The organism is Cupriavidus sp. 01L43, assembly GCF_056399925.1.
The window spans coordinates 156,071-178,067 of record NZ_JBFTSH010000004.1 but is presented as its reverse complement, the minus strand read 5'-3'; the positions used below and the strand labels follow the sequence as shown (position 1 = coordinate 178,067).

The following is a 21,997-nucleotide window of genomic DNA, read 5'->3' as shown; positions in this document are numbered from 1 at the left end:
CGGAGGTTGGACCTTACACCGCCACGGCCTCTTCGGCCTTTGCCGATACCGGCACGGGGTGCGCCACGGCGCCAAGCAGCATATCCGCCGCCGCGTCCAGGCGGTCACTCGACCCCGACATCCGCGCCGTGATCATCCCGTTCTGGATCGCGCCATACAACACCTTGGCGAAGGCCGACGGCGGCAGCGGGTAGGGCTGGCCACGCTCGGCTTCGGCGCGGCGCAGCAGCTCGGCAATCCACGCCTCGTGCATGCGGAAGTGATCCTGCAGCAGCGCGCCGATGGCCGGCGGCAGCATCATCACCTCGGCGGACAGCATGCCGACCAGACAGACCTGCCCGTTGTCCGAGCCGCCACGCAGCGGCTCGATGTAGCGCTGGGCCTGCTCGGCCAGCGGCAGCGTGGTGTCGATGGCCCCGATCCGCGCCGTGGCGGTCTCGCGGTAGCACCGCACCACCTCCAGTACCAGGTCGTCCTTCGACGGAAAGTAGTAATGGATGCTAGACGTCTTGACGCCAACCAGCTCCGCCAGATCGCGGTAGCTAAAACCGTTGTAGCCCCGGCGCCGAATCAGCACTGACGCGTGTTCCAGCAATTGCTCGCGTACGGGTTGCGTTTTCATGGCGACTGTCTCCCTTATGGGAGACCCTCCGGTTCATGCCGCCGCCGATCAGATCGGATCAGATCAGACCGACAGCGACTGCGCGACGAGAGAAAGCAGTGATCCGCTGGCAATGCAGAGCACTACCCATCCGCCCAGGATCAGGGCGCTGTCACGCAAACTCATGATGAAACTCCTTGTTCGATCTAGGCCGTGCGCCCGGTTTCGCTACCAGGCGATTACCGGGCGCGCGGCGCCGCACTAGGCTCAGGCCAGCGCGCCGTCGGTGTACACGTCGAAGCTGCGCGACGGTTCGCTCGACACACCGGTGCGGTCCAGGCCAGCCACGATGCGGGCGCCGTCCGTGTACGGGTCGAACTTGCCGGCACGGGCGCCGTCAGTGAAGGCATCCACCGTGCGGGCCGGGCTGGCCGAGACGCCCTGGGTGTCCAGGCCGGCAACGGTGCGGGCACCATCGGTGTACGGGTCGGTCTTGCCGACGCGGGCGCCGTCGCTGAACGGGCTGCGTTGGTCATTCACGCGGGCACCGTCGACAAACGGGTTGCGGGGTTCGTTCACGCCGCTGGCACGGGCGCCATCGGTGAAGGGGCTGCGCTGGTCGTTGATGCGATAGCTGTAACCGTAGACTTCGCCGGTGCTGTTACCGGGAGCGGCTTGGGCGGCGCCCGTCACGAAAGCGGCGGCGAGGGCGGCGGCGGAGAGGATGGTCTTGGCGTTCATGGTGTTGCTCCTTGTCTTTGGTTTGACCGGGCGATCTCGGTTAGAGGTGGATCGCGGGGCCGATGTCTTGCTGCGTTGTAACGGTCCTAGCTGCTGCTATCTACTGGTAGGTAGAGGGTCAGGGCTAAAAAAAAGACCGTCTTCCGGTACCAACCAACTACATGTACTGCGTGGACTTGGACTGCATCGCGGGGCTTGTTTCTGTTTGCCGGGTGGTGCAGCGCCGTCCATGAGCCAAATATTATCTACTACTAGATAGATAGGCAAGGACTTTTTAAAGAAATTTCGATTGTGGGGCAGAGGGGTGTCTGGTGTGCCGCCCGTGTCTACATCGTAAATCGATGATTGATAAAGAAAAACGGCGCCGATCCCCGTGTGGATCGGCGCCGTCTGGCGACCGTGTGAAGCCTCGGATCAGCGCTTGCCGATCGTGAAAGCGATCTCGCCGAGGCCGTCTACGCCACCCGTGACCACGTCGCCCGGGTTCAGCGCGCCCACGCCGGCGGGCGTGCCGGTGAAGATCACGTCACCCGGGGCCAGCGTCATGCTCTCCGAGATATAGGCGATCACATCGGCCACGGGCCAGATCAGTTCGTCGAGGTCGCCCTGCTGGCGGGCCTCGCCGTTGACCTTGAGCCAGATCGCGCCCTTGGCCGGATGGCCGACCTTCGACACCGGATGCAGCGGGCCGCAGGGGCCGGAAGCGTCGAACGCCTTCGACCAGTCCCAGGGGCGGCTCATCTTCTTGGCCACGTCCTGCAGGTCGCGGCGGGTGAGGTCGACGCCGACCGCATAGCCCCACACCAGATCCAGCGCCTGCGCCGGGGTGACGTTGGCGCCACCCTTGCCGATGGCCACCACGAGTTCGATCTCATGGTGCAGGTTCTCCGTCAGCGGCGGATAGGCCACGGTGCCTTCGGCCGGCACCACGGCGTCAGCCGGCTTGGTGAAGAAGAACGGCGGCTCGCGGTCCGGATCCTTGCCCATCTCGCGGGCGTGCGCGGCGTAGTTGCGGCCGACGCAGAACACGCGACGGATCGGGAAGCGGGCCTGGCTACCGGCCACGGCCACGCTGGCCTGCGGGGCCGGCTGGATAACGAATTCGGTCATGTCTCGCTCTTCTCTTGTGGGTCTGGGTTTGATGGGGACGACTTGGCGATTACTTGGCGAAAACCTGGCTCAGGTCGCCGAATGCCTTGAACTCGAGCGCGTTGCCCGACGGGTCCAGGAAGAACATGGTGGCCTGCTCGCCCACCTGGCCCTTGAAGCGCACATGCGGCTCGATCACGAACTTGGTGTTGGCGGCGCGCAGCTTGTCGGCCAGCGCTTCCCACGTCTCCATCGGCAGGATGGCGCCGAAATGGCGTACCGGCACATCGTCGCCATCGACCGCGCTGGTGCCGCGATGGCCGCATTCGTCCGGCGAGAGATGCGCCACCACTTGATGGCCGTAGAAGTCGAAATCGACCCAGGCGTCGGAGCTGCGGCCTTCCGGGCAGCCCAGCAGGTCGCCGTAGAACTGGCGCGCGGCGGCAAGGTCGTGCACGGGGAAGGCAAGGTGGAACAGGGGCATCGTGCTCATGGCAATCCTTTCGTGGGCAGGGATGTTTTGATCTGGCGTTGATTGTAATCAGCAGAACTCGTAATATGAAACGAATGATTTCTGGTCTGAGTATCAGAGATTTCGATATATCCCTGCCTGTGCGCCCACGCCAGTGATCCGCTACTTCCGCACCTTCCTGATGGCCGCCGAGACGGCGTCGTTTTCCGCCGCCGGCGCGCGGCTCGGCCTGACGCAGTCGGCGGTGAGCACGCAGATCCGCCGGCTGGAGGAGGATCTCGGCTACGCGCTGTTCGACCGCTCGGGCAAGTCCGTCGCGCTGAGCGAGGAGGGCCGGCAACTGCTGCCGGACGCCACGCGCTTCGTGGCGCTCTATGCGTCGATGAAGGGCAGCGCCCAGGCGCGGCCGGACACGGCGCCGCTGGATCTGGGCGCGGTCTCCACGGTGCAGTCGACGCTGCTGCCCAAGGCGATGCAGCGCTTCCGCATGGCCTACCCGGACACCCACGTCAACATCGTGCCCGGCATGTCCACGCAGCTGCTGACCCAGGTCGATGCGCGCGAGCTGGACATCGCCGTGCTGGTGAAGCCCCGCCTGGGCATTCCGCCTGAACTGAAATGGGTGCCGCTGCTGCACGAGCGCTTTGTGGCGATTGCGCCGGTGGGCGGCCCGGCGGACCTGAAGACGCTGCTCGCCACCGTGCCGTTCATCCGCTACAACCGGCATTCCACGGGCGGGCAGCTGGTGGACCGCTACCTCAAGCGGCACCGGCTGTGGGTGCGCGAAGGCATGGAGCTGGACGAGCCGGCCGTGATCCTGCAGATGGTGGGCGAGGGACTCGGCTGCGCGATCATCCCCGCCGATCTGGTGCCGTTGCGGCAGACGCCGAACATCGAGGAAGTGCCGATGCCCGGCCCGCCGCTGTTCCGCGAGATCGGCGTGCTGGTGCGGCAGTCGGCGCTCAAGCGCGCCCCGGCGGCGGCGCTGATCGACGCCTTCGTGGCCGTCGCACCGCCGCCAACCGAACCTGGCGAGGCTGGTGTTAAGCCTGCGCCGCCGCCTGAGGCGGGGTAGCGGCCGGCGCCTTGCGGCGCACCGCGAGCGCCATCAACGCAGCCACCAGGCAGGCCCCGCCTGCCACGTACAGTGCGGGCGAATAGGTCAGCAGCAGCGTGCGCGAGAGCCCTGCGCCGAACGCCGCCGTGGCCGCGCCGATCTGGTGGGCGGCGAAGATCCAGCCGAACACCATCGGCGCACGCTCGCGGCCAAACGTGGTGGCGGCCAGCTTCACCGTCGGCGGCACCGTGGCAATCCAGTCCAGGCCGTAGAACATCGCGAAGATGGACAGGCCGTAGAGTGTGAATTCCGAATGCGGCAGCCAGAACAGCGAGAGGCCGCGCAGCGCGTAGTACCAGAACAGCAGCTTGCGGCTGTCGTACCGGTCCGAAAGCCAGCCAGACAGGATCGTGCCGACGAAGTCGAATGCGCCCATCATGGCCAGCGCCGAGGCGGCAGGCACCGCCGTCATGCCGAAGTCCGCGCACAGGGCGATGAAGTGCGTCTGGATCAGGCCGTTCGTGGACAATCCGCAGATAAAGAACGTGCCGGCCAGCAACCAGAAGGTCTGCGTGCGCGCGGCGTCGCGCAGCACGACGAAGGGGCCGCGCAGCGTGAGCGGCATGGGCGGGCCGGACGGCGCCGGCGCCGTGCCGGGCAGTTCGCCGAACGCGGGCAGGCCGACATCGCCGGGCCGGTTGCGCATCAGCGCGAAGACGAGCAGTGCCAGCGCGGCGCAGGCCACGAGCACCGGAACCACCGCCGTGCGCCATCCCATATACTCGATCAGCCATGCCGCAACCGGCAGGAACGCAAGCTGGCCGGTGGCCGAACTCGCCGTGAGGATGCCGATCACCAGCCCGCGCCGCGCGGTGAACCAGCGATTGGCCACCACGGCGGCCAGCACCAGCGCGGTCATGCCCGAGCCGATGCCGAGCATCAGCCCCCAGGCGACGAACAACTGCCACAACTCCGTGGCCACCGTGGCCAGCGCCATGCCGCCCGCGATCAGCGCGAGCGCTGCACAGACCACATTCTTCACGCCGAAGCGTTCCATCAGGATGGCCGAGAACGGCGCCATCAGGCCGAACAGCGCGAAGCGGAAGGCGAGGATCGACGAGATCTGGTCGGTGTTCCAGCCCATCTCCTGCGTCAGCGGTTTCAGGAACGCGCCGGGCAGGCCGAGCGCGGCGGAAGTGGTCAGCATCACGCAGAAGGTGATGGCGGCAACGATCCACGCATAGTGGATGCCGCGCCGGTCCAGCCGGCTGGAAAGGGCTTGCGCAAACATGGGGGTCTTGGTTTGGGTGGGTCGGATGTGTGGAGAAAAGGTGTCCGCGCCGGCCTCAGCCGGCAGCGGGTTCGGGGGCAGGCTCGGCGGCCGGTTCGTCAACATCCTCGCCCAGCAGCCACGCACGCGTGGCATCGAGGATTGCCTCGGAGAGCGGGTCGCCGGTCGTGGCGCGGGCCAGCATCAGCGCGCCGGCCATGGCCGACACCTCCACCAGCGCCTGCTGGCGGGCGTCGGCTTCGGGCAGGTCGGCCGGGGCAGTCGAGCGCCATTTGTCGATCAGCGCCGAGAGCCCTTCGCGGTACACGGGGCGCACGGGTTTGTCGGCATCCTCGCGCGCCACATCGGCGGCCAGCGCGGCGGCGGCGCAGCCCTCGGCGGCGTGGTCGCGGTGCACGGGGGTGAGGTAGGCCGCCACCAGCGCGCGCCGGGCGGCCTGGCGGTCGCCGTCCGCGCTGGCGATGCGCCGGTCCCAGCGCTGGTCGCCTTCCTCGAACGCGCGCCGGCAGGCCACGGCCACGAGGTCGTCCTTCGACGCGAAATGGCCGTAGAAGCCGCCGTGGGTCAGCCCGGCATTCGCCATGATTTCTGCCACACTGACTGCGTGCGGCCCGCGTTCCCGGATCAACTTTGCCGATGCTTCTTCGATGGCCACCTTGTGCTGGCTGGCCACTGCTCGTGATGCGCGCGCCATCTGACGCCTCCCTCTGGAAATCTGACTGAAACTTGCCTTGACCGCAGTTTAGATGACGTCCATACTTTATTCAATAGATGCTGATCATCATTTAAGATAAGTGGCTGGCATCGTTGTTGTCATGTCGTCCCATCGATCCAAGGAGATTCCTGCTATGTCCAAACTGTTCGACCTGTCCGGCCGCGTCGCGGTGATTACCGGCTCCACCAAAGGCATGGGGCTCGAGATGGCCCGCGCGCTGGGTCAGCAAGGCGCCCGCGTGGTGGTCTCGGGCCGCGATGGCGCGGTGTCCGAGCGCGTGGCGGCCACCTTGAAGGCCGAAGGCATCGACGCCACCGGCATCCCCTGCGATATCGCCGACCTCGTCAGCGTGCGCGCCTTTGCCGACAAGGTGCTGTCCACCTTCGGCCGCGTGGATGCCCTCCTGCTCAACGCCGCCGCCAGCGGCGTGGTCGGCTCGATGCTGGAGCAGGGCGAGAAAGAGTTCGATGACGTGATGGCCGGCAACGTGCGCGGCAATTTTGTGCTGGTCAACGCACTCGCACCGCAGATGATCGAACGCCGCGATGGCTCGATCGTCTTCATGTCGAGCATCGCCGGCCGCCGCGGTTCGGCCTTCCTGCCGCTGTACAGCGTCTCCAAGGGCGCCATCGATGCCGTGATGCGCAACTTCGCGCTGACGCTGGCGCCGCACAACATCAACGTGAACAGCATCAACCCGGGCCCGGTGCGCACCGATTTTTCGCGCGACGCGCTGTGGGGCGACCCCGAGCGCGAGAAGGCCCTGAGCGGTGCCATCCCGATGCGGCGCATCGCTGAGGCGAGTGACGTAGCCGGTCTGGCCGTGCTGCTCGCCTCGCCGGCGGGCCGCTACATCACGGGTCAGGTGATCGGCCTCGACGGCGGCGCCACGGCCTGATTTTCGCCCCGCCGCCGTGCTTTGCGCACCGTGCGCGTGCGGCGGCGGCACCGTGTTTGTGCAGTGCGAAAAATAGCGGGGAAAGTGGCTTTATTCCTTCGAATCGGGACCGATACAGCGTGAAATCAGTCCTCGACATCAAGGAGCCCCGTGACCGCTTTCCTCACCCCTGCAAAGCATCTGATGGCGCGTCTCACGATCACGCGCAAGCTGGTGCTGCTGACCATCCTGTTCCTGATTCCGCTCTGCGGCGCGCTGGTCGCGGTGCTGAATCAGTCGGTACAGTCGATCCGTGCCACGCAGGATGAACGGCGCGGCCTGACGCTCGTCGGCCGCGCGCTCGACTTCATGCGCGAGACGCAGGTGCGCCGGGGCGCCGCCAATGGGCTGCTGCTCGGCAACGCCACCTTCCGGCCGACCTTCGATGCCGCCAACGGCAAGGCCGATGGGCATCTCAGCGCACTTCGCGCCGAGGTGGCCAGCGTGACGGCATTCGACGTGAAGCCGGACGCGGCCAAGCTCGACGAAGCCTGGGCGCAGATCCGCAAGCTCGGTCTGGAAACCCCCGCCGCGCCGCTGTTCGAGCGCCATACCGCGCTGGTCAAGCAGACGCGGCTGTTTATTGGCGATGTGGCGGACCGCTCTTCGCTGGCGCTCGACCCGGACGCCGGCTCCTATTACCTGATCAACCTGATGGTCGGCCCGATGCCGAAGCTGGCCGAGCTGAGCGCGCTGGCGCGTGGCCGGGGCGCGGGCATCATCGCGCAGGGCGGCTATTCCGATGCAGCCCAGCAGGCCGATCTCGCCGCGCTGGCCGAGCAGATCCAGGACGGCCTGGAAGCCGTGCGGCGCGACATCGCCCGTGCCGAGCGCGGCGCGCCGGCCTTCAAGGACCGCATGGAAGCCGCCACCGCCAAGCTGGCCGCGATGGACAACTTCTACCGCACGCTCAAGGTGAGCATGCTGGGTTCCAGCGGCATCACGATCGATGCGAAGTCGTATTTTTCCGAAGGCACGGCGGCGATCGAGGCGGTGTCGGCGCTCAATCAGGAGTTCGCCGCGCTGACGGGCGAGATGCTGGCCCAGCGCGTGGCCGCCGAGCAGCGCCAGCTGGTGCTGCTGGTCGTCATCGCGCTGGTCACGGTGGGCGGCGCGCTCTACCTGTTTGCCGGCTTCAGCCAGGGCATGCGCACCGATGTGCAGGACGTGGCGACGCTGGTGGCGCGCATCAACGCCGGCGACCTCACCGTGCGCATCGACGCCCATGGCCGGGACGAGTTGAGCGACGTCAAACGGCACCTGATGTCGATGGTGGAGACGTGGCGCGGCATCATCGGCGAGACCAAGGACGGCGCGCAGAACGTGCTGGTGGCGGCGGGGCAGATCGCGCAGGGCAATGCCGATCTGTCGCAGCGCACGGAGGAGCAGGCGTCGTCGCTGGAGCAGACCGCCGCGAGCATGGAGGAGCTGACCGCCATCGTCCAGCAGAACGCGGGCAACGCCAATGAGGCCAGCGCGCTGGCGGCGGAGGCGTCGGCGATTGCGGTGGCGGGCGGGGAGTCGGTGTCGCGCGTGCGCGAGACCATGGGCGAGATCGAGGCGGATTCGAAGCGGATTGTCGAGATCATCGCCGTGATCGACAGCATCGCCTTCCAGACCAATATCCTGGCGCTGAACGCGGCCGTGGAGGCGGCGCGCGCGGGGGAACTGGGCCGGGGCTTCGCCGTGGTGGCCAGCGAGGTGCGCACGCTGGCCCAGCGCGCCGGCCATTCGGCGAAGGAGATCCGCGCGCTGATCTCGCAGTCGACCAGCCGGGTGACGGCGGGCACGGCGCTGGCCGGGGAGGCCGCCGCGACCATGGAGCGCATCGTCACGGCCGTGCAGCGCGTGACGACGATGATGGACGAGATCAGCCGCGCCTCCCACGAGCAGAGCGGCGGCATCACGCAGGTGAATCAGGCGGTGACGCAGATGGATCAGGTCACGCAGCAGAACGCCGCGCTGGTCGAGGAAGCCGCCGCCGCCGCCGAGGCGCTGCAGGAACAGGCGCTGCGCATGGAGCAGAGCGTCAGCGTGTTCCGGCTGGCGGCTTGATCAGGAGGATGGCGGGGAAGTTGGCACGGGTGGCGCGCGCAGCAACGGATAGGGGTTGATCGCCCCGGTCCCGGTGTAGACGCCGAAATGCAGGTGCGGCGGTGTGCCGCGCGCGTTGCCGGTGGTGCCGACGTAGCCGAGCACTGCGCCCGGCGCCACGCGGTCGCCGATGCTCACATCGGCATAGTCATCCAGATGCGCGTAGTAGTGCATCTGACGGCCCGGCCCGAGCACCCAGACCACGTTGCCGCCCAGGCTGTTGGTGCCCACGCGCGAGACGATGCCCTCCGTGGCGGCCAGCACCGGCGTGCCGCGTGCGGCAAAGATGTCGATGCCTTCGTGCTTGCGCCCGCCGGAGCGCGCCCCGTGCCAGGTGTCCCGCAGCCCGCGCTGGGCCACGCCCTGCACCGGCATCTCCAGCGCGGTGGGCGCCGGCATCGATGCCAGCCGCACCGCGTACAGCGCACTATCTATATAGGGTTTGACGTAGGGCCAGCCCAGCGCGCCCGCTGCCAGCAGCGCAGCCAGCCACAGCCAGCCCGCGTAGGAGCGTGGCTGGGGCTGCGGTTGGGGTTGGGGCTGGCCGGCCGGGCGCGTCACCATGGGTGGCTCCGGCCGGTGGGGATGGACTTACCAGCCGTTGGAGCCGGCGCTGGTGCCGCCGGCGGGCGCTTCGCGCTTCTCGACGCGGATGTTGTTTTCGACTTCGGTAACGCCGAACGTGTTATCGGCGATGTCCTCGATGGCATATTTCTGGCTCCGCTGATGGACGGTGCCGGATAGCGTGACCTTGCCCTTGTCCACGTCGACGCTGACTTCGCCCACATCCACGCCGCTGGTAAAGGTCAGCCGTTCGCAGATCTGGTCGCGAATGCGCTCGTCGGTGCGGGTGTAGCCGCGCGGGACGTTGCGCTTGTCGATGTCATCGTCGTCGTGGCCGAAGAAGTTGCTGACGGCTTCGCCGATCCGGTGGCCGAGATTGTAGAGCGCGCCGTGCTCCTCGCCTTGATCGCGGTCATCGTCGTCGTCCGACCAGCGCCGTGGCGAGCGGTAGCCGAGTTCCTCGTCGTAGCCGCTGGTGCCGGCGCTGGTGCCAGGGTAGTCGCGCCCGTAGGACTGGGCGTAGGGCTGGCGGCCGGCGTAGCGATCAGACCCTCCCCACTCGTCGCGTGGCTCGGTCCAGTAGCGGGTGTCGCTGCGCAGGTCGTTGAAGTAGGCGTCATGCCCGGACCCGCCGGCCTGCCAGGGTTCGCGCTGCTGGGCGCGGCGCAGCCATTGCTGATCGGCGCTGCCGAAGCCCTGCTGGCCGCGCTGACCTTGCTGCCCTTGCTGATAGTCGCGTTGACCCCGACCCTGTTCCCATCCGCGCTCGCCGCCGTAGCCGCGTGCTCCCTGATTGCCTTGGTAGCCTCGGTTGCCGCGATTGCCTTGCGGGCCGCCGTAGTCCTCGAAGTCCCCATAGTCGCCAAACTCGCTCGCCTGGCGGCGGCTGCGGTATTCCTGCTGGCGGCGCTGGGCGTCGCTTTCGGGGGAGTCGCTGCTGGCGTAGCCGCCGTTGAGCCCATAGCGCAGGTTGCTGCCCTGCCAATGGTCACGGTCGCCTCGGTCTTCCCTGTCTTCCCTGTCTTCCCGATAAGACGAACCGGACCCAGTGTCGCGGTAGGCGCCGGCATAGCCGCTGCGGGGCGGGCCGCCGTCGCTGGTTTGTCCCGGGGTCAGGCGCTGGCGCCGGCGGGCATCGTCCCATTCATCGCGGGCGGACTCGGGCTGCCAGTCCTGATCGCGCGCACGCAGCCCCTGGTTGTCGCTCCATGCATCGTCGCGCCATGGATCGTAAGCGTCGTCGTCGCGGACATTTTCAAAGGCCCGCCAGGTCTGGCCCCGGCGATAACGCTCGGTGTTGTGGTCGCCCATTGCTGATCTCCTGAAGTTGCGGGTGTGCCATTACTGGCAATCCAGAAGAGGGGCAAGATTCGTACCGCGCCGCCGGGCCCTTGTCAGGGCTGGCCTTGCGGGATTTAGAGTGCTGCGGGTGCGCTTCACGCCCATGCAAGCCTTGCGCGGGCGCGTGTAAAGACTGCTCGGCAGCAGGAGGGGAGCAACCGGGACGGGTTAATGGGCCGTCACACGGCGCAGCGAGCCCGGCGGATGGGCCAGCACGGCAGCCGGGATCATCGGCGTGGAAGGTGCTGCCGGTGCGGGATCGGTCCGCTCGGTACGGGTCGGGCGCACCGGGGCGATGCCTTCGACAGCGCCCAGCGCCTGGCCGTTCTCGTAGCCGGTGGACACCGCCTCGAGATAGCCGGGCGAGAACTTCTGCTCGGGCGTGACGGCCGGGGCCGGGGCCAGCGCGGGCTGCGCATACACCGCCGTGTGGGCGCAGAGCGCCAGCACGCGGAGCAGCAGGATGCCGCCACGCATGCGGTAGAGCAGGGCGAGGGGCGTGAGAGGCGAAAGAGGACGAGGCTGGTGGAGGGGCGCGGCGTCGGTGGGGCGCAACTGTGGCGGGATCTTCATGATGGTTCTCCAAAGGAGCTTTCGCTCCGGCTGAAAAGGTGCTGCGGGACGAGCATCGCGGCGCCGCGCTCGTCCTTCCTTTTCGCAGGGAACATGCCACCATCATTTCGGCCCCGGGCGGGCAGGCCGGGCCACTTTCACGGGGAAAACAGGGGGTTGTGGGCCAACACGTTGCGAGGAACGGTTGGGGCCGGGCCAACATCCCACCAACCTCCACCCATCAGATCCAGACGTCGTTTTGCGCAGTGCGCTCGCCCACGTCGTCGCCCGTATTGCGCACGCCGCGCGGCTCGATCAGCAGCATGCGCACCTCGCCATCGGCAAACGGTTTGTGCTCGATGCCACGCGGCACCACGTACATCTCGCCGGCGCGCAGGTCCACGTGGCCGTCGCGGAAGTCGATGCGCAGGTGGCCGTCCAGCACGATGAAGGTCTCGTCGGTGTCGGCGTGGCTGTGCCAGACGAAGTCCCCCGCGATGCGGACGATCTTGAACTGGTAGTCGTTCATCTCGGCAATCACGCGCGGCTGCCAGTGGTCCGAGAACAGGGCGAGCTTCTCGGCGAAGTTGATGGCGCGATAGGGGGTGGGATTGGGAGTGGGGGACATGGGGCGCTCCTTCGGATGGGATGAAGGCCCGAGCATGCGCCGCCGGCGGGCGGGCCGTCTTGTACGATCGTGCAGCTACGGCGTGCGCCCGAGCGTGCGCAGCCAGCGCGCCGGCGTGATGCCGAAGGTGCGCGCGAAGTGCCGCGTCATATGGGCCTGGTCGGTGAAGCCGGCCCACGCGGCGGCGTCGGCCAGGGTCTGGCCGGCCACGATCAACCGGCGGGCCATGTCGAGCCGGCGCATGGTCAGGTAGCGGTACGGGCTGGTGCCGAACAGTCCACGGAAATCGCGCGACAGGCGCCAGCGGTCCCGGCCGGTGGCGGCTTCGAGTTCGTCCAGCGTGACGATGCGCGCCACGTTGTCGAGCAGGAAGGTCCGGGCCGTCTCGGCGGCACGGTAGTCGAGCGCCTGCCGGCGCCCCGGCGTAGTGCCGCCGGCGACGGCCGCCAGCGCGTGGGCCAGGTCGTAGATCGCGTCGTCTTCCTCGAGCGGGTCGATCGGGCTGTCCATCGCACGGAGCAGGGTCTCGGTGGCGGCGAACAGCCGGGGGTCGTCCGATCGGCCGCCCGGGATGAACGGCAACGGCCGGCCGCCCAGCGCGCGCTGCACGTGCGCGGGCTCGACATAGATCATCCGGTACTGGAAGCCGGCCTCGGTGCCGGCCTGGCCGTCGTGCGGCTCGTCGGGGTGCAGGACGATGGTGCCGCCCGGCAGGCTGTTGCAGACGCCGCGCCGATAGGAAAAGCGCTGCACGCCGGTCAGCGTGCGGCCAATCGCGTAGGTGTCATGGCGATGCATGTCGTAGCCATGGCCGCCGATAAACGCCTCGATCCGCTCCATGCGCTGGGCGGACGCATCGCGCCGCATCCAGTCGCGCCGGCCCGGCAGTACCCCGTCACCCATGCGTGTGGCCGGGGTGGCTGTGCGAGTGGCTGGGGGCGGCGTGCGTGTGGATGTGGTCCGCCTCCGGGGGCGGGGAAAGATCGGCGCTGCAGCTGGGCGACGACTCATCGTGGCTATGCGGCTCCAGCGCGCCGGGCACGCGGCGACTCTTCAGGCCATCGGCACGCAGCCAGGCCACGGTGGCTTCGGCGGCGCGGTCGATCAGCTCGCCGCAGCGCGTGTAGTCATAGGGCGAGACATCGAGCGGACAAAGCGGCGGCACCACGGCGATATGCGCGTGGTCGGCCCAGCGCTCCAGGTCATGCACGAGTTGCCGCGCCACCAGCAGGGACAGCGCATTGAGCGCGTGTTCCACGGCGCCGCGCGGCGGGCGGCGCTCGGCGCAGGCGAAGCCGGCCGGCAGCACCACGATGCGCGTGGCGCCCAGCCGCACGGCCGTGGAAACGGGCGTGTTGTTGGCCACGCCGCCATCGATCAGCGCGCGGCCTTCTACCTGCACCGGCGGAAACACGCCCGGAATGGCCGCGCTGGCCAGCACCGCATCGACGATATTGCCCGAGGACAGCACCACTTCGTCGCCGGTATGCATGTCCGTCGCCACCACATAGAGCGGCAGGCTGGCATGTTCGAGCCGGGATTCGCCGAAGTGGCGCGAAAGTAACTTCTGGAGGCCGAACGATTCGACCAGATGCCCGCGCCGACCGCCCAGCATGCCGAGCATGCTGCGCCAGGACCAGGGCAGCACCTCGGCCCGGCGAATGCCGCGCCAGAGGCTCTCCAGCTTGGCCGTGCCTTCCTCGTGCGGATGGCAGGCGAAATACGCGCCGTTGATGGCGCCGGCCGAGGCGCCGATCACCATGTCGGGCGCCAGGCCCCACTTCACCAGTTCCCGCAACATGCCGACCTCGATGGCACCGAGGCTGCCTCCACCGGCAAAGACGAATGCTGTTTTTTCCATGGCTGGGCGCGCGGGGAGCCATCCTCCCCGGATTCTCGATCTGTTAGTGGCCACAGCATAGGCCACTTCCGGGCGGGAGCGAAAGAGTCTGTTAGTGCGGGAGTGTCGAGCGCTTGTTATGCAATTAACCGCCGGCAATTTAGCGCGACTGCAGAGGCCGGCTGGCAGGGGATGGGGTCGAAGCATGATGCGGACACCGCACGCGGCAAGCGAACGCCAAATACGAAAAAGGCGCCGGCAGCGGAATCCCGCTGTCGGCGCCTCGCGGCAGTCCAACCTGGCGCGCTAGAGAAGCAAAAGCCCGATCAGAAGCCGGGAGCCGGCGTTTCCGGAATCTGGTTGCGCAGGCTCAGGTTCATCACGTTCCAGCCGCGGATGGCGGCGATGGTGTACGACAGCTCGGCGATTTCCTGCTCGCTGAACTGCTCGCGCAGGGCCGGCCAGGCGGCGTCGGTCAGGTCCTGGTGGGGCAGTGCGTTGACGGCCTCGGCCCAGCCCAGCGCGGCGCGCTCGCGGGCGTTGAAGAACGAGGCGGGGGCTTCACGCCAGCCGGCGATGGCGTTCACGTGGCGCGGGTCCAGGCCCTGCTTGATCAGGTCGCGCCAGTGCATGTCCACGCAGACGCCGCACTGGTTGATCTGGGACACACGCAACTGCACGATCTCCACCAGACGCGGGCCCAGCGAGCTTTGCTTGACCGTACCCGACAGCGCGATCATGGCCTTCAGGTTGGCCGGGGCGAGCTGGAAGAAGTTAATACGCGATGCACTCATGATGGTTCCTCACGGTAGTTCAAGGGAGTTGGCGTGCGCCCTTTGCGCTTGCCTTTCCCTGTAAGACGTACCGTGAACCCGGCTTGTGACAGCTTTTCCGAAAATTTTTTAACCCAGCCATTCCCGGAAGGTGAGCACGAGCATGGCCGCGTTCATGGCGATGATGATGCCTACCGTCAGCGAGGCCAGGATCACCACGCTGCGTGGGTTGGCGTAGGCGCCCATGCGGGCGCGGCTGCTGGTGAAACGCACCAGCGGAATCGCCGCGAACGGCAGTTGCAGGCTCAGCACCACCTGGCTGGCGATCAGCAGCTGCGCCACGCCTTTGTCGGCATACAGCCACGCCACGATCAGCGCCGGCACGATGGCCACGCCGCGCGTGACCAGCCGCCGCGCCCACGGCGCCAGCCGCGTGCGGATAAAGCCCTCCATGACCACCTGCCCGGCCAGCGTGGCGGTCACGGCCGAGCTTTGCCCCGAGGCCAGCAGCGCCACGGCGAAGATCACACTGGCCCAGGCGGCGCCGGTCAGCGGGGAGAGCAGGTGGAAGGCCTGCTGGATTTCGGCCACGTCCGCGTGGCCATTGCGGTGGAACACGCCGGCCGCCGTGACCAGGATCGCACTATTAATAAAGAAGGCGATGGCGAGTGCCACCAGCGTGTCGATGGCCGTGTAGCGCAGCGCCCGTTGCAGCGCCGGCGCATTGTCCTCGACGGTGCGCGTCTTGACCGCCGCCGAGTGCAGGTAGAGGTTGTGCGGCATCACCGTGGCGCCGATGATGCCCGTGGCGATGACCACGGCGTTGGCGTCGGTGAGCGAGCGCGGCGAAGGCAGCAGCCCCCAGCCCACCTCCGACCAGGACGGCTCGGCGATGATCAGCATCGCCACGAAGCACAGCAGCACCAGCGTAATCATGCTGATGACGAAGGCTTCCAGCCGCCGGAAGCCGCGCTGCTGCAGGATCAGCACCAGCAGCACGTCCAGCACGGTCAGCGCCACGCCAGCCAGCAGGGGGATGTTGAACAGCAGGTTGAGGGCGATGGCCGTGCCGATGACTTCGGCGAGATCGGTGGCGCAGATCGCCAGTTCGGCCAGGACCCATTGCGACCAGGCCGACCAGCGCGAGGCGCCGTGCCGGCACGCCTGCGCCAGATCCATGCCGGTGACCAGCCCGAGCCGGCTGGCCAGCACCTGGAGCAGCATCGCCATGAGGCTGGACATCGCCACGACCCAGAGCAGGGTGTAGCCGTAGGCGGAACCGCCCGCGAGGTCGGTGGCCCAGTTGCCGGGGTCCATGTAGCCCACGGCCACGAGGTAGGCCGGTCCGAGGAAACGGACGAACTCCCGCCACCTGGCGGCGGGGCGGCTAGGGATGACGACCGACACGTGCCCATCCTACGAGGTGATGACCGCGCATGGCGCTCCCGTTCACGTTGTGTGTGGCTCAGGTCGCTTGCACGACCAAGGCAGCCAATTTAGCCGAATTTTTCGATCGATGCGCTGAGGGCACATTGCCGGTGCGGTCATCCGGCGCCGGCATCGAGCGGGGCTAGGTGTGCTGCGCCACGGGCTTGGCGCGTGCCGCTTGGGCACGCAGGCAGCGCAGCAGTTCCTCCGCATAAGGCAGCACCACGAACAGGCCGAGCGCAGCGAACAGGCCGATCAGGTAGGACGACGGCAGGGGATCGCGTTTCGGGGTCAGGGTGAGGCGGGGCGGCTCGGCGCCGGCGCCGAACAGCGCCAGGAACTGGTCCCAGTGGGCGGCGGCCAATATGACCACGGCCGTGATCGGCAGCATCTCCAGCAGGCTGTGCATGTGCTGCTCGTTCGGCGGCACGGTGCGCCGGGTCACCGCGTATCGGACGTCGACCCAGGCGGTGACCGCGTGGACCACCACAGCGACGATCATGATGGCGAACAGCAGCGCGTTCACCTCGAAGAACAGCACCAGCAGGACCGGGACGCCCACCTGGACCATCATCAGGCTGTGCAGGGCCGATTCCCACACGCCCGCGTTGATCTCGATGCGCTGGCGCCGATGGAACCACCAGTCGCCCAGCCCCGCGAGGATCCAGAGCGGGATCAGGCCGTACATCAGGATCAGGCGAACCGGTTCTTGCATGGCGTCTCCAGCGGTGGCGGGAGCGTGCCACCTTCCGGCACGGTGCAAGTGCCGTTCCATGCCGAAAAGGGCCCGTGGGAGGCCCGTAGGAGGCAGCCGGCAGCCGGGCGGGATGTAAAAACCGCCCGGTCGTGCAGAAACGTCAGGCCGCCAGCGGCGCGGCTTCGATTGGCTCGAGGGCCGTCGCCCGGGATGCCGGCAGCATGGTGCCGTGCTCGCGATAGTTCAGATGCCACGCAAACGCCTCTTCCAGCAGGTGCGGGGTCTGGCCGCCGCGCGTCTGGGCCCGGCGGAAATAGTCGAGCAGGCCGTCGCGGTAGGCCGGGTCGGCGCAATTGCGGATCACCTGGAGCGCCCGCTCGCGTGGCGCCAGCCCGCGCAGGTCGGCCAGGCCGTGCTCGGTGACGAGGATGTCCACGTCGTGCTCGCTGTTATCCACGTGGGAGACCATCGGCACGATGCTGGAAATCCGCCCGTCCTTGGCCACGGACTTGGTCACGAAGACCGACAGGTAGGCATTGCGCGCGAAGTCCCCCGAGCCGCCGATGCCGTTCATCATGTGCGTGCCGCCCACGTGCGTGGAGTTGACGTTGCCGTAGATATCGCACTCCAGCGCGGTGTTGATGGTGATCAACCCCAGCCGGCGCAGCACCTCGGGATGGTTGCTGATCTCCTGCGGCCGCAGCACCAGCCGCGACTTGTAGCGGTCGATCTCCTCCAGCACGCGGCGATAGACCGGCCCGGACAGCGTCATCGACGACGCCGAGGCAAAGCGCAGCTTGCCGGCGTCGAGCAGCGAGATGGTGCTGTCCTGCAAGACCTCCGAGTACATCGTCAGGTCATGAAATGGCGAATCCACAAGCCCGTGCAGCACCGCGTTGGCAATCGTGCCGATGCCGGCCTGCAAGGGCTGGAGCGACGGGGAGAGCCGCCCGGCGCGCACCTCGCGCTCGAACAGCGCGTTGAGATGGCCGGCGATCAGGCGCGTGTCGCCGTCGGGCGGCAGCGCGTTGGACGGGCTGTCGTCGCGCGCGGTGAGCACGATGGCCGCAATACGTGACGGATCGACGGGGATATAGGGCAGGCCGATGCGCTGCTCGACGGCAATCAGCGGAATCGGCTGGCGATACGGGCGCTGCACCGGGAAGTAGATGTCGTGCAGCCCTTCCAGCGCGGCCGGCATATTGGTGTTGATCTCGACGATGACCTTCTTGGCCATCATCGCGAAACTCGCCGAATTGCCAACCGAGGTGGTCGGCACGATGCCGCCGGTCTCGGTGATGGCGGCGGCTTCGATCACGGCGATGTCCACCGGGGCGAGCTGGCCGCTGCGCAGCTGCTCCACGGTCTCGCCCAGATGCTGGTCGATGAACATGACCTCGCCGTCGTTGATCTTGCGGCGCAGGGTGGCGTCGGACTGGAACGGCAGGCGGCGCGCCAGCACGTTGCTTTCGGCCAGGATCTTGTCGATGTCGTTGCCGAGCGAGGCGCCCGTGATCAGCGTGATCTGGAGCGGGTCGGCGGCGGCGCGGCGGGCCAGGGCGAAGGGCACGGCCTTGCAGTCGCCGGCGCGGGTGAAGCCGCTCATGCCGACCGTCATGCCGTCGTGGATCAGCGCGGCGGCCGCATCGGCCGACATGATCCGGTCCTGCAGGGCGGCCAGGCGAATGCGATCACGGTACATCTCGTCTCCTTGCTTGTTGGCTTCTGTAGCCTGTGGGGGCGTTGTCGGGGCCAGTGTAGCGAGCGCTGAATATTCTCACCATGATTTAAATCTCTAGGAACCAGTCGGTTTTTTCATGGGTGACGACGCCGTGCAAAGTGCCGCGCGCCGGGCAATTCGGCAAGCAACGGTGGCCATCGCTTCCTAAAATCTTCATGTGTGTTTCGTAGCCACGCCGGCTACTATCTCAGTCGAGTACGCAGTCGAGTCCTGTCCTACCTAGACCGAAATTGAGGGGAGTCGCATGGAGATGATGCAGGGAGCTTCGCAGCCCGAAGCCAGTCCGGACCCGGTTGCCGATCAGGTGGCCAATCAGGCCGCACATGAGCCGGTGGTAGGGCTGGAGGCGCCGTTTTCGGTGCTGGAGACCCGCAAGCACCAGATGTTTCCGACCCTGACGCCGGCCGAGATCGAGCGCGTGCGGCGCTTTGGCGCGGTGGAATCGTTCAAGGCCGGCCAGACGCTGTTCCGCGTCGGCGACCCGGCGCCGGGCATGCACCTGATCCTGACCGGCAAGCTCCAGATCATCCAGCGCGACGGGCTGGGCAACAGTTTCCCGATCAACGACGAGGGCCCGGGCCAGTTCCTGGCCGAGGTGGGCCAGCTCTCCGGCAAGCCGGCGCTGGTGGATGCCGTGGCGCTGGAGGACTCCACCGCGCTGGTGGTGCCGCCCGAACGGCTGCGCGCGCTGCTGGTGGCCGAGGCGGATCTGGGCGAGCGCATCATGCGCGCGCTGATCCTGCGCCGGGTGGGCCTGATCGAGCGCGGCGGCGGCCCGGTGCTGGTCGGCAAGGGCACCCAGCCGCTGCTGCTGGCGCTGCAAGCCTTCCTGCGCCGCAACGGCTATCCGCACAAGGTGGTCGATATCGACACCGACCCGGACGCCATGGCGCTGCTCGACGTCAGCAACGCGCCCGCGAGCGATTTCCCGATGGTGATTTGCCCCGACGGCGGCATACTGCGCGCGCCGGACGAGGGCCAGCTCGCCTCATGCCTCGGTTTGGTGCCTGAATTCGCGCCGGACCATATCTATGACGTGGTGGTGGTCGGCGCCGGCCCCGCAGGGCTGGCGACGGCGGTCTATGCCGCGTCCGAGGGGCTGTCCGTGGCCGTGATCGACTGCCGGTCCCCGGGCGGGCAGGCCGGCGCGAGCGCCCGGATCGAGAACTACCTCGGTTTTCCCACGGGCATCTCGGGCCAGGCGCTGGCCGGGCGGGCCTTCGTCCAGGCGCTCAAGTTCGGGGCCCACGTGGCCATTCCGCTCGAGGTGAGCGCGCTCCATTGCGGCGAGAACCCGATCCGGATCGAGCTGACCGATGGCCGCATGGTGCCCACGCGCACCGTGGTGATTGCCAGCGGCGCCCAGTACCGGCGCGCGGAGATCGAATCGCTGGATCAGTACGAGGGGCGGGGCGTCTATTACTGGGCGTCGCCGGTGGAGGCCAAGCTCTGCAAGGACGAGCACGCGATGCTGGTCGGCGGCGGCAACTCGGCGGGGCAGGCGGCGGTGTATCTCGCCTCGCACGCGGCCGAGGTGCATATGCTGGTGCGCGGCGAGGGGCTCGAGGCCACCATGTCGCGCTACCTGATCGACCGCCTGAAGAGCCTGCCGAACGTCTTCCTGCACACGCACGCGCAGATCACGGCGATGGAGGGCGAGGGCTGGCTCTCCACGGTGCGCTACAGGGAGCGCTCCTGCGGCCCGGACTGCATCTCCCGGCCGATGCGCCACGTGTTCCTGTTTATCGGCGCCGCGCCGAACACGGAATGGCTGCGGTCCTGCAACGTGACCACGGACCCCAAGGGCTTCGTGCTGACCGGCTATGAAGCCCACCAGTCCTGCACCGAGCGCGCCGACTACACGCTGGAGACCAGCGTGCCGGGCGTGTTCGCGATCGGGGATGTGCGCTCGGGCTCGACCAAGCGCGTGGCCGCCGCGGTAGGCGAGGGCGCTGCGGTCGTGGCGCAGATCCATCGCTACCTGGCGGGCATGCAGGCCGGCCAGACCATGCAGGCGGTGGCCTAGGCGGCGCGGGCGGTACTCAGGCCGCCCACGCCACCGTCCGCCATCATCGAACCGCCGTCAGGCCGCCATCGCCGGAATCGGCACGCCGGCGGCGGGCATCGCGTACATCAGCGGTCCCATGGCGGCCTCGATGCGCGCCATCTGCCCGGCATCGACCATCCCGCCCAGCAGCTTGCTGAAGCGCGGTTCCAGCATGCCCGAGACGATGTAGGTCCAGCGGTACGCCTTGAGCACCACGGCTTCCACCTCGGCGGCGCGCGGGGCGTCCGGCGTGCCACGGATCACGCGCATGACGTAGTGCGCGTCGGCGGTGGCCTGGGCCTGCAGGATCTCGTCCACGGCGCCCACCAGCGCGATCAGGTCGTCGATGGCGGCATCACGCGAGGTGCGGCACATGCGGGCGTCCTCGCGCAGCCATTCCAGCTCGTCGAGGTTGGCGTGCTGGGACTCCTCGCGCCAGTGGTACAGGAACACGTCCTTGAACAGGTCGGACAGGTCCGGCGCGGTGCCGATGCTGCCGCGATAGTGCGCCTGTGACAGCAGTTCGACATGGCAGGTCAGCGCCAGCACCGCCCAGGTGCACTTGGAGAGCACGAAGGCAGCCACGGCGTTGGCGTCCGCCGCGAAGGTGTAGCCCGCCGGCATGCCCTGCGCGGCCAGTTGCTCGATGCGGCGGAACAGCTCCTGGTGCTTCAGTTCCTCGTCGGTGAAGCGCACCAGCGCCTCCAGCGCGACCTGATCGCCAAAGCTGTGGGCCTGCGTCAGCTCCACCACCTTGGCCGAGACGAAGCGCTCCACCAGCCCGAACATATTGGCGTAGGTGCGGCCTTGCACCTGACTCACGAAGCGGCGTTCGGCCGCGCTGAGGAACGGCAGTTCGTCGGTCAGGGACAGCCCGTCGGGCAGGAACTTGTGGGAGAGGTCGAAGGTGCGGTCGCGGATGACGTCACGGTCGATGTCCCAGCGGATGCGCTTGGATGCGGCGATACAGCGGGCGTAGCGGGCGGTGTCGGCTGACAGGGATACGGCTTGCATTGCAAAACTCCTCTGGAATGAACGGCGTCCATGCAGAAGGTGCCTGACAGGACGTAGGCGGATCATTCCAGCGGCGCGCGCCGCCAACATGAGACGGGTGTCCCGGGTTTGGCGCGCTTCGAGGGTTTTGGAGTGGGGCGGTTGTCCTGCTTTAGGGCTTACCCTCTAACTGCCGTTTCTCGCCGCTTCATTTCGCTGAAGCCCCCGCGGAAGCGCGCCAGCGCCTCCGCCACCCCCCGGTAATTACCCGCGCCCGGGACCCTTGTCCCACGGAATCCCCCCGCATAGACCCTGACGAATCCCGCAAACCGGGACACCCGCCTCATGTTCGCCCGCACCCCGCTGCCCACAATCGGCCCCTCGAACAAGGAGCAG

21 protein-coding genes are annotated in these 21,997 nt (G+C 67.8%); 4 read left to right on the top strand and 17 right to left on the bottom strand.

The window, feature by feature from the left end:
- Positions 1-13: 13 nt before the first annotated feature.
- The 4 genes from AC1DP9_RS09640 to AC1DP9_RS09625 all read right to left on the bottom strand — a co-directional run bounded on the left by AC1DP9_RS09640 (position 14) and on the right by AC1DP9_RS09625 (position 2,924).
- Positions 14-622: a TetR/AcrR family transcriptional regulator gene (locus AC1DP9_RS09640; protein ID WP_092294759.1), complete on the bottom strand. Its 609-nt coding sequence runs from the start codon at positions 620-622 to the stop codon at positions 14-16.
- 246 nt (positions 623-868) lie between these two features.
- Entirely contained in the window at positions 869-1,342 is a 474-nt protein-coding gene (locus tag AC1DP9_RS09635; protein WP_477107199.1) for a copper resistance protein CopQ, read from the bottom strand.
- A gap of 414 nt (positions 1,343-1,756) precedes the next feature.
- Entirely contained in the window at positions 1,757-2,452 is a 696-nt protein-coding gene (locus AC1DP9_RS09630) for a fumarylacetoacetate hydrolase family protein (protein ID WP_477107198.1), read from the bottom strand.
- Positions 2,453-2,501: 49 nt separating this feature from the next.
- Entirely contained in the window at positions 2,502-2,924 is a 423-nt protein-coding gene (locus AC1DP9_RS09625) for a VOC family protein (RefSeq protein WP_092294765.1), read from the bottom strand.
- Between the two features lie 133 nt (positions 2,925-3,057).
- Here AC1DP9_RS09625 and AC1DP9_RS09620 point away from each other — a divergent pair, with 133 nt between their 5' ends.
- A complete protein-coding gene (locus AC1DP9_RS09620; RefSeq protein ID WP_477107197.1) occupies positions 3,058-3,978 on the top strand; it encodes a LysR family transcriptional regulator in 921 nt (306 codons plus the stop codon).
- Here the strand turns inward: AC1DP9_RS09620 and AC1DP9_RS09615 are convergent.
- Both AC1DP9_RS09615 and AC1DP9_RS09610 read right to left on the bottom strand, forming a co-directional pair.
- Positions 3,947-5,251 (bottom strand): MFS transporter, encoded by a 1,305-nt coding sequence (locus AC1DP9_RS09615; RefSeq protein WP_477107196.1) that lies wholly within the window; start codon positions 5,249-5,251, stop codon positions 3,947-3,949. The genes AC1DP9_RS09620 and AC1DP9_RS09615 overlap by 32 nt on opposite strands.
- A 55-nt stretch (positions 5,252-5,306) precedes the next feature.
- Positions 5,307-5,945 (bottom strand): TetR/AcrR family transcriptional regulator, encoded by a 639-nt coding sequence (locus AC1DP9_RS09610; protein ID WP_477107195.1) that lies wholly within the window; start codon positions 5,943-5,945, stop codon positions 5,307-5,309.
- Between the two features lie 154 nt (positions 5,946-6,099).
- On the opposite strand from AC1DP9_RS09610, the gene AC1DP9_RS09605 reads away from it, so the two are divergent.
- Positions 6,100-6,864 carry an SDR family NAD(P)-dependent oxidoreductase gene (locus AC1DP9_RS09605; RefSeq protein ID WP_092294773.1) on the top strand — a complete coding sequence of 255 codons (765 nt, stop codon included), beginning with the start codon at positions 6,100-6,102 and terminating at the stop codon, positions 6,862-6,864.
- A 183-nt stretch (positions 6,865-7,047) separates the two neighbouring features.
- Positions 7,048-8,958: a methyl-accepting chemotaxis protein gene (locus AC1DP9_RS09600; RefSeq protein WP_477107312.1), complete on the top strand. Its 1,911-nt coding sequence runs from the start codon at positions 7,048-7,050 to the stop codon at positions 8,956-8,958.
- Here AC1DP9_RS09600 and AC1DP9_RS09595 read toward each other — a convergent pair whose 3' ends face one another.
- The 10 genes from AC1DP9_RS09595 to AC1DP9_RS09550 form a co-directional block, all read right to left on the bottom strand.
- Entirely contained in the window at positions 8,959-9,561 is a 603-nt protein-coding gene (locus AC1DP9_RS09595; RefSeq protein WP_477107194.1) for a M23 family metallopeptidase, read from the bottom strand.
- Between the two features lie 27 nt (positions 9,562-9,588).
- Positions 9,589-10,872 (bottom strand): BON domain-containing protein, encoded by a 1,284-nt coding sequence (locus AC1DP9_RS09590; protein WP_477107193.1) that lies wholly within the window; start codon positions 10,870-10,872, stop codon positions 9,589-9,591.
- A gap of 198 nt (positions 10,873-11,070) precedes the next feature.
- Entirely contained in the window at positions 11,071-11,475 is a 405-nt protein-coding gene (locus tag AC1DP9_RS09585) for a hypothetical protein (protein ID WP_255370818.1), read from the bottom strand.
- Between the two features lie 220 nt (positions 11,476-11,695).
- Positions 11,696-12,082, bottom strand: a complete 387-nt coding sequence (locus AC1DP9_RS09580) for a cupin domain-containing protein (RefSeq protein ID WP_477107192.1) — start codon at positions 12,080-12,082, stop codon at positions 11,696-11,698.
- 75 nt (positions 12,083-12,157) lie between these two features.
- On the bottom strand, positions 12,158-12,985 hold the full coding sequence (locus AC1DP9_RS09575; RefSeq protein ID WP_477107191.1) for an AraC family transcriptional regulator: 828 nt from the start codon (positions 12,983-12,985) through the stop codon (positions 12,158-12,160).
- Complete coding sequence (locus tag AC1DP9_RS09570) at positions 12,978-13,943, bottom strand: patatin-like phospholipase family protein (protein ID WP_092294785.1); 966 nt, start codon at positions 13,941-13,943, stop codon at positions 12,978-12,980. The genes AC1DP9_RS09575 and AC1DP9_RS09570 overlap by 8 nt, the downstream gene beginning before the upstream one ends.
- A 305-nt stretch (positions 13,944-14,248) precedes the next feature.
- Complete coding sequence (locus tag AC1DP9_RS09565) at positions 14,249-14,716, bottom strand: carboxymuconolactone decarboxylase family protein (protein WP_477107190.1); 468 nt, start codon at positions 14,714-14,716, stop codon at positions 14,249-14,251.
- Positions 14,717-14,824: 108 nt separating this feature from the next.
- Positions 14,825-16,102, bottom strand: coding sequence for an Nramp family divalent metal transporter (locus AC1DP9_RS09560; protein WP_477107189.1), 1,278 nt, complete (start codon positions 16,100-16,102; stop codon positions 14,825-14,827).
- Positions 16,103-16,265: 163 nt separating this feature from the next.
- Complete coding sequence (locus AC1DP9_RS09555) at positions 16,266-16,838, bottom strand: diguanylate cyclase (protein ID WP_477107188.1); 573 nt, start codon at positions 16,836-16,838, stop codon at positions 16,266-16,268.
- Between the two features lie 142 nt (positions 16,839-16,980).
- Entirely contained in the window at positions 16,981-18,522 is a 1,542-nt protein-coding gene (locus tag AC1DP9_RS09550; protein WP_477107187.1) for an acetyl-CoA hydrolase/transferase family protein, read from the bottom strand.
- A 283-nt stretch (positions 18,523-18,805) separates the two neighbouring features.
- Between AC1DP9_RS09550 and AC1DP9_RS09545 the strand changes: the two genes are divergently transcribed.
- The gene (locus tag AC1DP9_RS09545) at positions 18,806-20,587 is read left to right on the top strand and encodes an FAD-dependent oxidoreductase (protein ID WP_477107186.1); all 1,782 of its coding nucleotides are present in this window, start codon (positions 18,806-18,808) and stop codon (positions 20,585-20,587) included.
- Between the two features lie 57 nt (positions 20,588-20,644).
- On the opposite strand, the gene AC1DP9_RS09540 is transcribed toward AC1DP9_RS09545, so the two are convergent.
- Positions 20,645-21,622: a hypothetical protein gene (locus AC1DP9_RS09540; protein ID WP_477107185.1), complete on the bottom strand. Its 978-nt coding sequence runs from the start codon at positions 21,620-21,622 to the stop codon at positions 20,645-20,647.
- Positions 21,623-21,997: the final 375 nt, after the last annotated feature.

Coding starts and splice junctions, on each gene's coding strand:
- AC1DP9_RS09640 (WP_092294759.1), bottom strand. CDS start 622: ATGAAAACGCAACCCGTACGCGAGCAATTGCTGGAACACGCGTCAGTG.
- AC1DP9_RS09635 (WP_477107199.1), bottom strand. CDS start 1,342: ATGAACGCCAAGACCATCCTCTCCGCCGCCGCCCTCGCCGCCGCTTTC.
- AC1DP9_RS09630 (WP_477107198.1), bottom strand. CDS start 2,452: ATGACCGAATTCGTTATCCAGCCGGCCCCGCAGGCCAGCGTGGCCGTG.
- AC1DP9_RS09625 (WP_092294765.1), bottom strand. CDS start 2,924: ATGAGCACGATGCCCCTGTTCCACCTTGCCTTCCCCGTGCACGACCTT.
- AC1DP9_RS09615 (WP_477107196.1), bottom strand. CDS start 5,251: ATGTTTGCGCAAGCCCTTTCCAGCCGGCTGGACCGGCGCGGCATCCAC.
- AC1DP9_RS09610 (WP_477107195.1), bottom strand. CDS start 5,945: ATGGCGCGCGCATCACGAGCAGTGGCCAGCCAGCACAAGGTGGCCATC.
- AC1DP9_RS09605 (WP_092294773.1), top strand. CDS start 6,100: ATGTCCAAACTGTTCGACCTGTCCGGCCGCGTCGCGGTGATTACCGGC.
- AC1DP9_RS09600 (WP_477107312.1), top strand. CDS start 7,048: ATGGCGCGTCTCACGATCACGCGCAAGCTGGTGCTGCTGACCATCCTG.
- AC1DP9_RS09595 (WP_477107194.1), bottom strand. CDS start 9,561: ATGGTGACGCGCCCGGCCGGCCAGCCCCAACCCCAACCGCAGCCCCAG.
- AC1DP9_RS09590 (WP_477107193.1), bottom strand. CDS start 10,872: ATGGGCGACCACAACACCGAGCGTTATCGCCGGGGCCAGACCTGGCGG.
- AC1DP9_RS09585 (WP_255370818.1), bottom strand. CDS start 11,475: ATGAAGATCCCGCCACAGTTGCGCCCCACCGACGCCGCGCCCCTCCAC.
- AC1DP9_RS09580 (WP_477107192.1), bottom strand. CDS start 12,082: ATGTCCCCCACTCCCAATCCCACCCCCTATCGCGCCATCAACTTCGCC.
- AC1DP9_RS09575 (WP_477107191.1), bottom strand. CDS start 12,985: ATGGGTGACGGGGTACTGCCGGGCCGGCGCGACTGGATGCGGCGCGAT.
- AC1DP9_RS09570 (WP_092294785.1), bottom strand. CDS start 13,943: ATGGAAAAAACAGCATTCGTCTTTGCCGGTGGAGGCAGCCTCGGTGCC.
- AC1DP9_RS09565 (WP_477107190.1), bottom strand. CDS start 14,716: ATGAGTGCATCGCGTATTAACTTCTTCCAGCTCGCCCCGGCCAACCTG.
- AC1DP9_RS09555 (WP_477107188.1), bottom strand. CDS start 16,838: ATGCAAGAACCGGTTCGCCTGATCCTGATGTACGGCCTGATCCCGCTC.
- AC1DP9_RS09550 (WP_477107187.1), bottom strand. CDS start 18,522: ATGTACCGTGATCGCATTCGCCTGGCCGCCCTGCAGGACCGGATCATG.
- AC1DP9_RS09545 (WP_477107186.1), top strand. CDS start 18,806: ATGGAGATGATGCAGGGAGCTTCGCAGCCCGAAGCCAGTCCGGACCCG.
- AC1DP9_RS09540 (WP_477107185.1), bottom strand. CDS start 21,622: ATGCAAGCCGTATCCCTGTCAGCCGACACCGCCCGCTACGCCCGCTGT.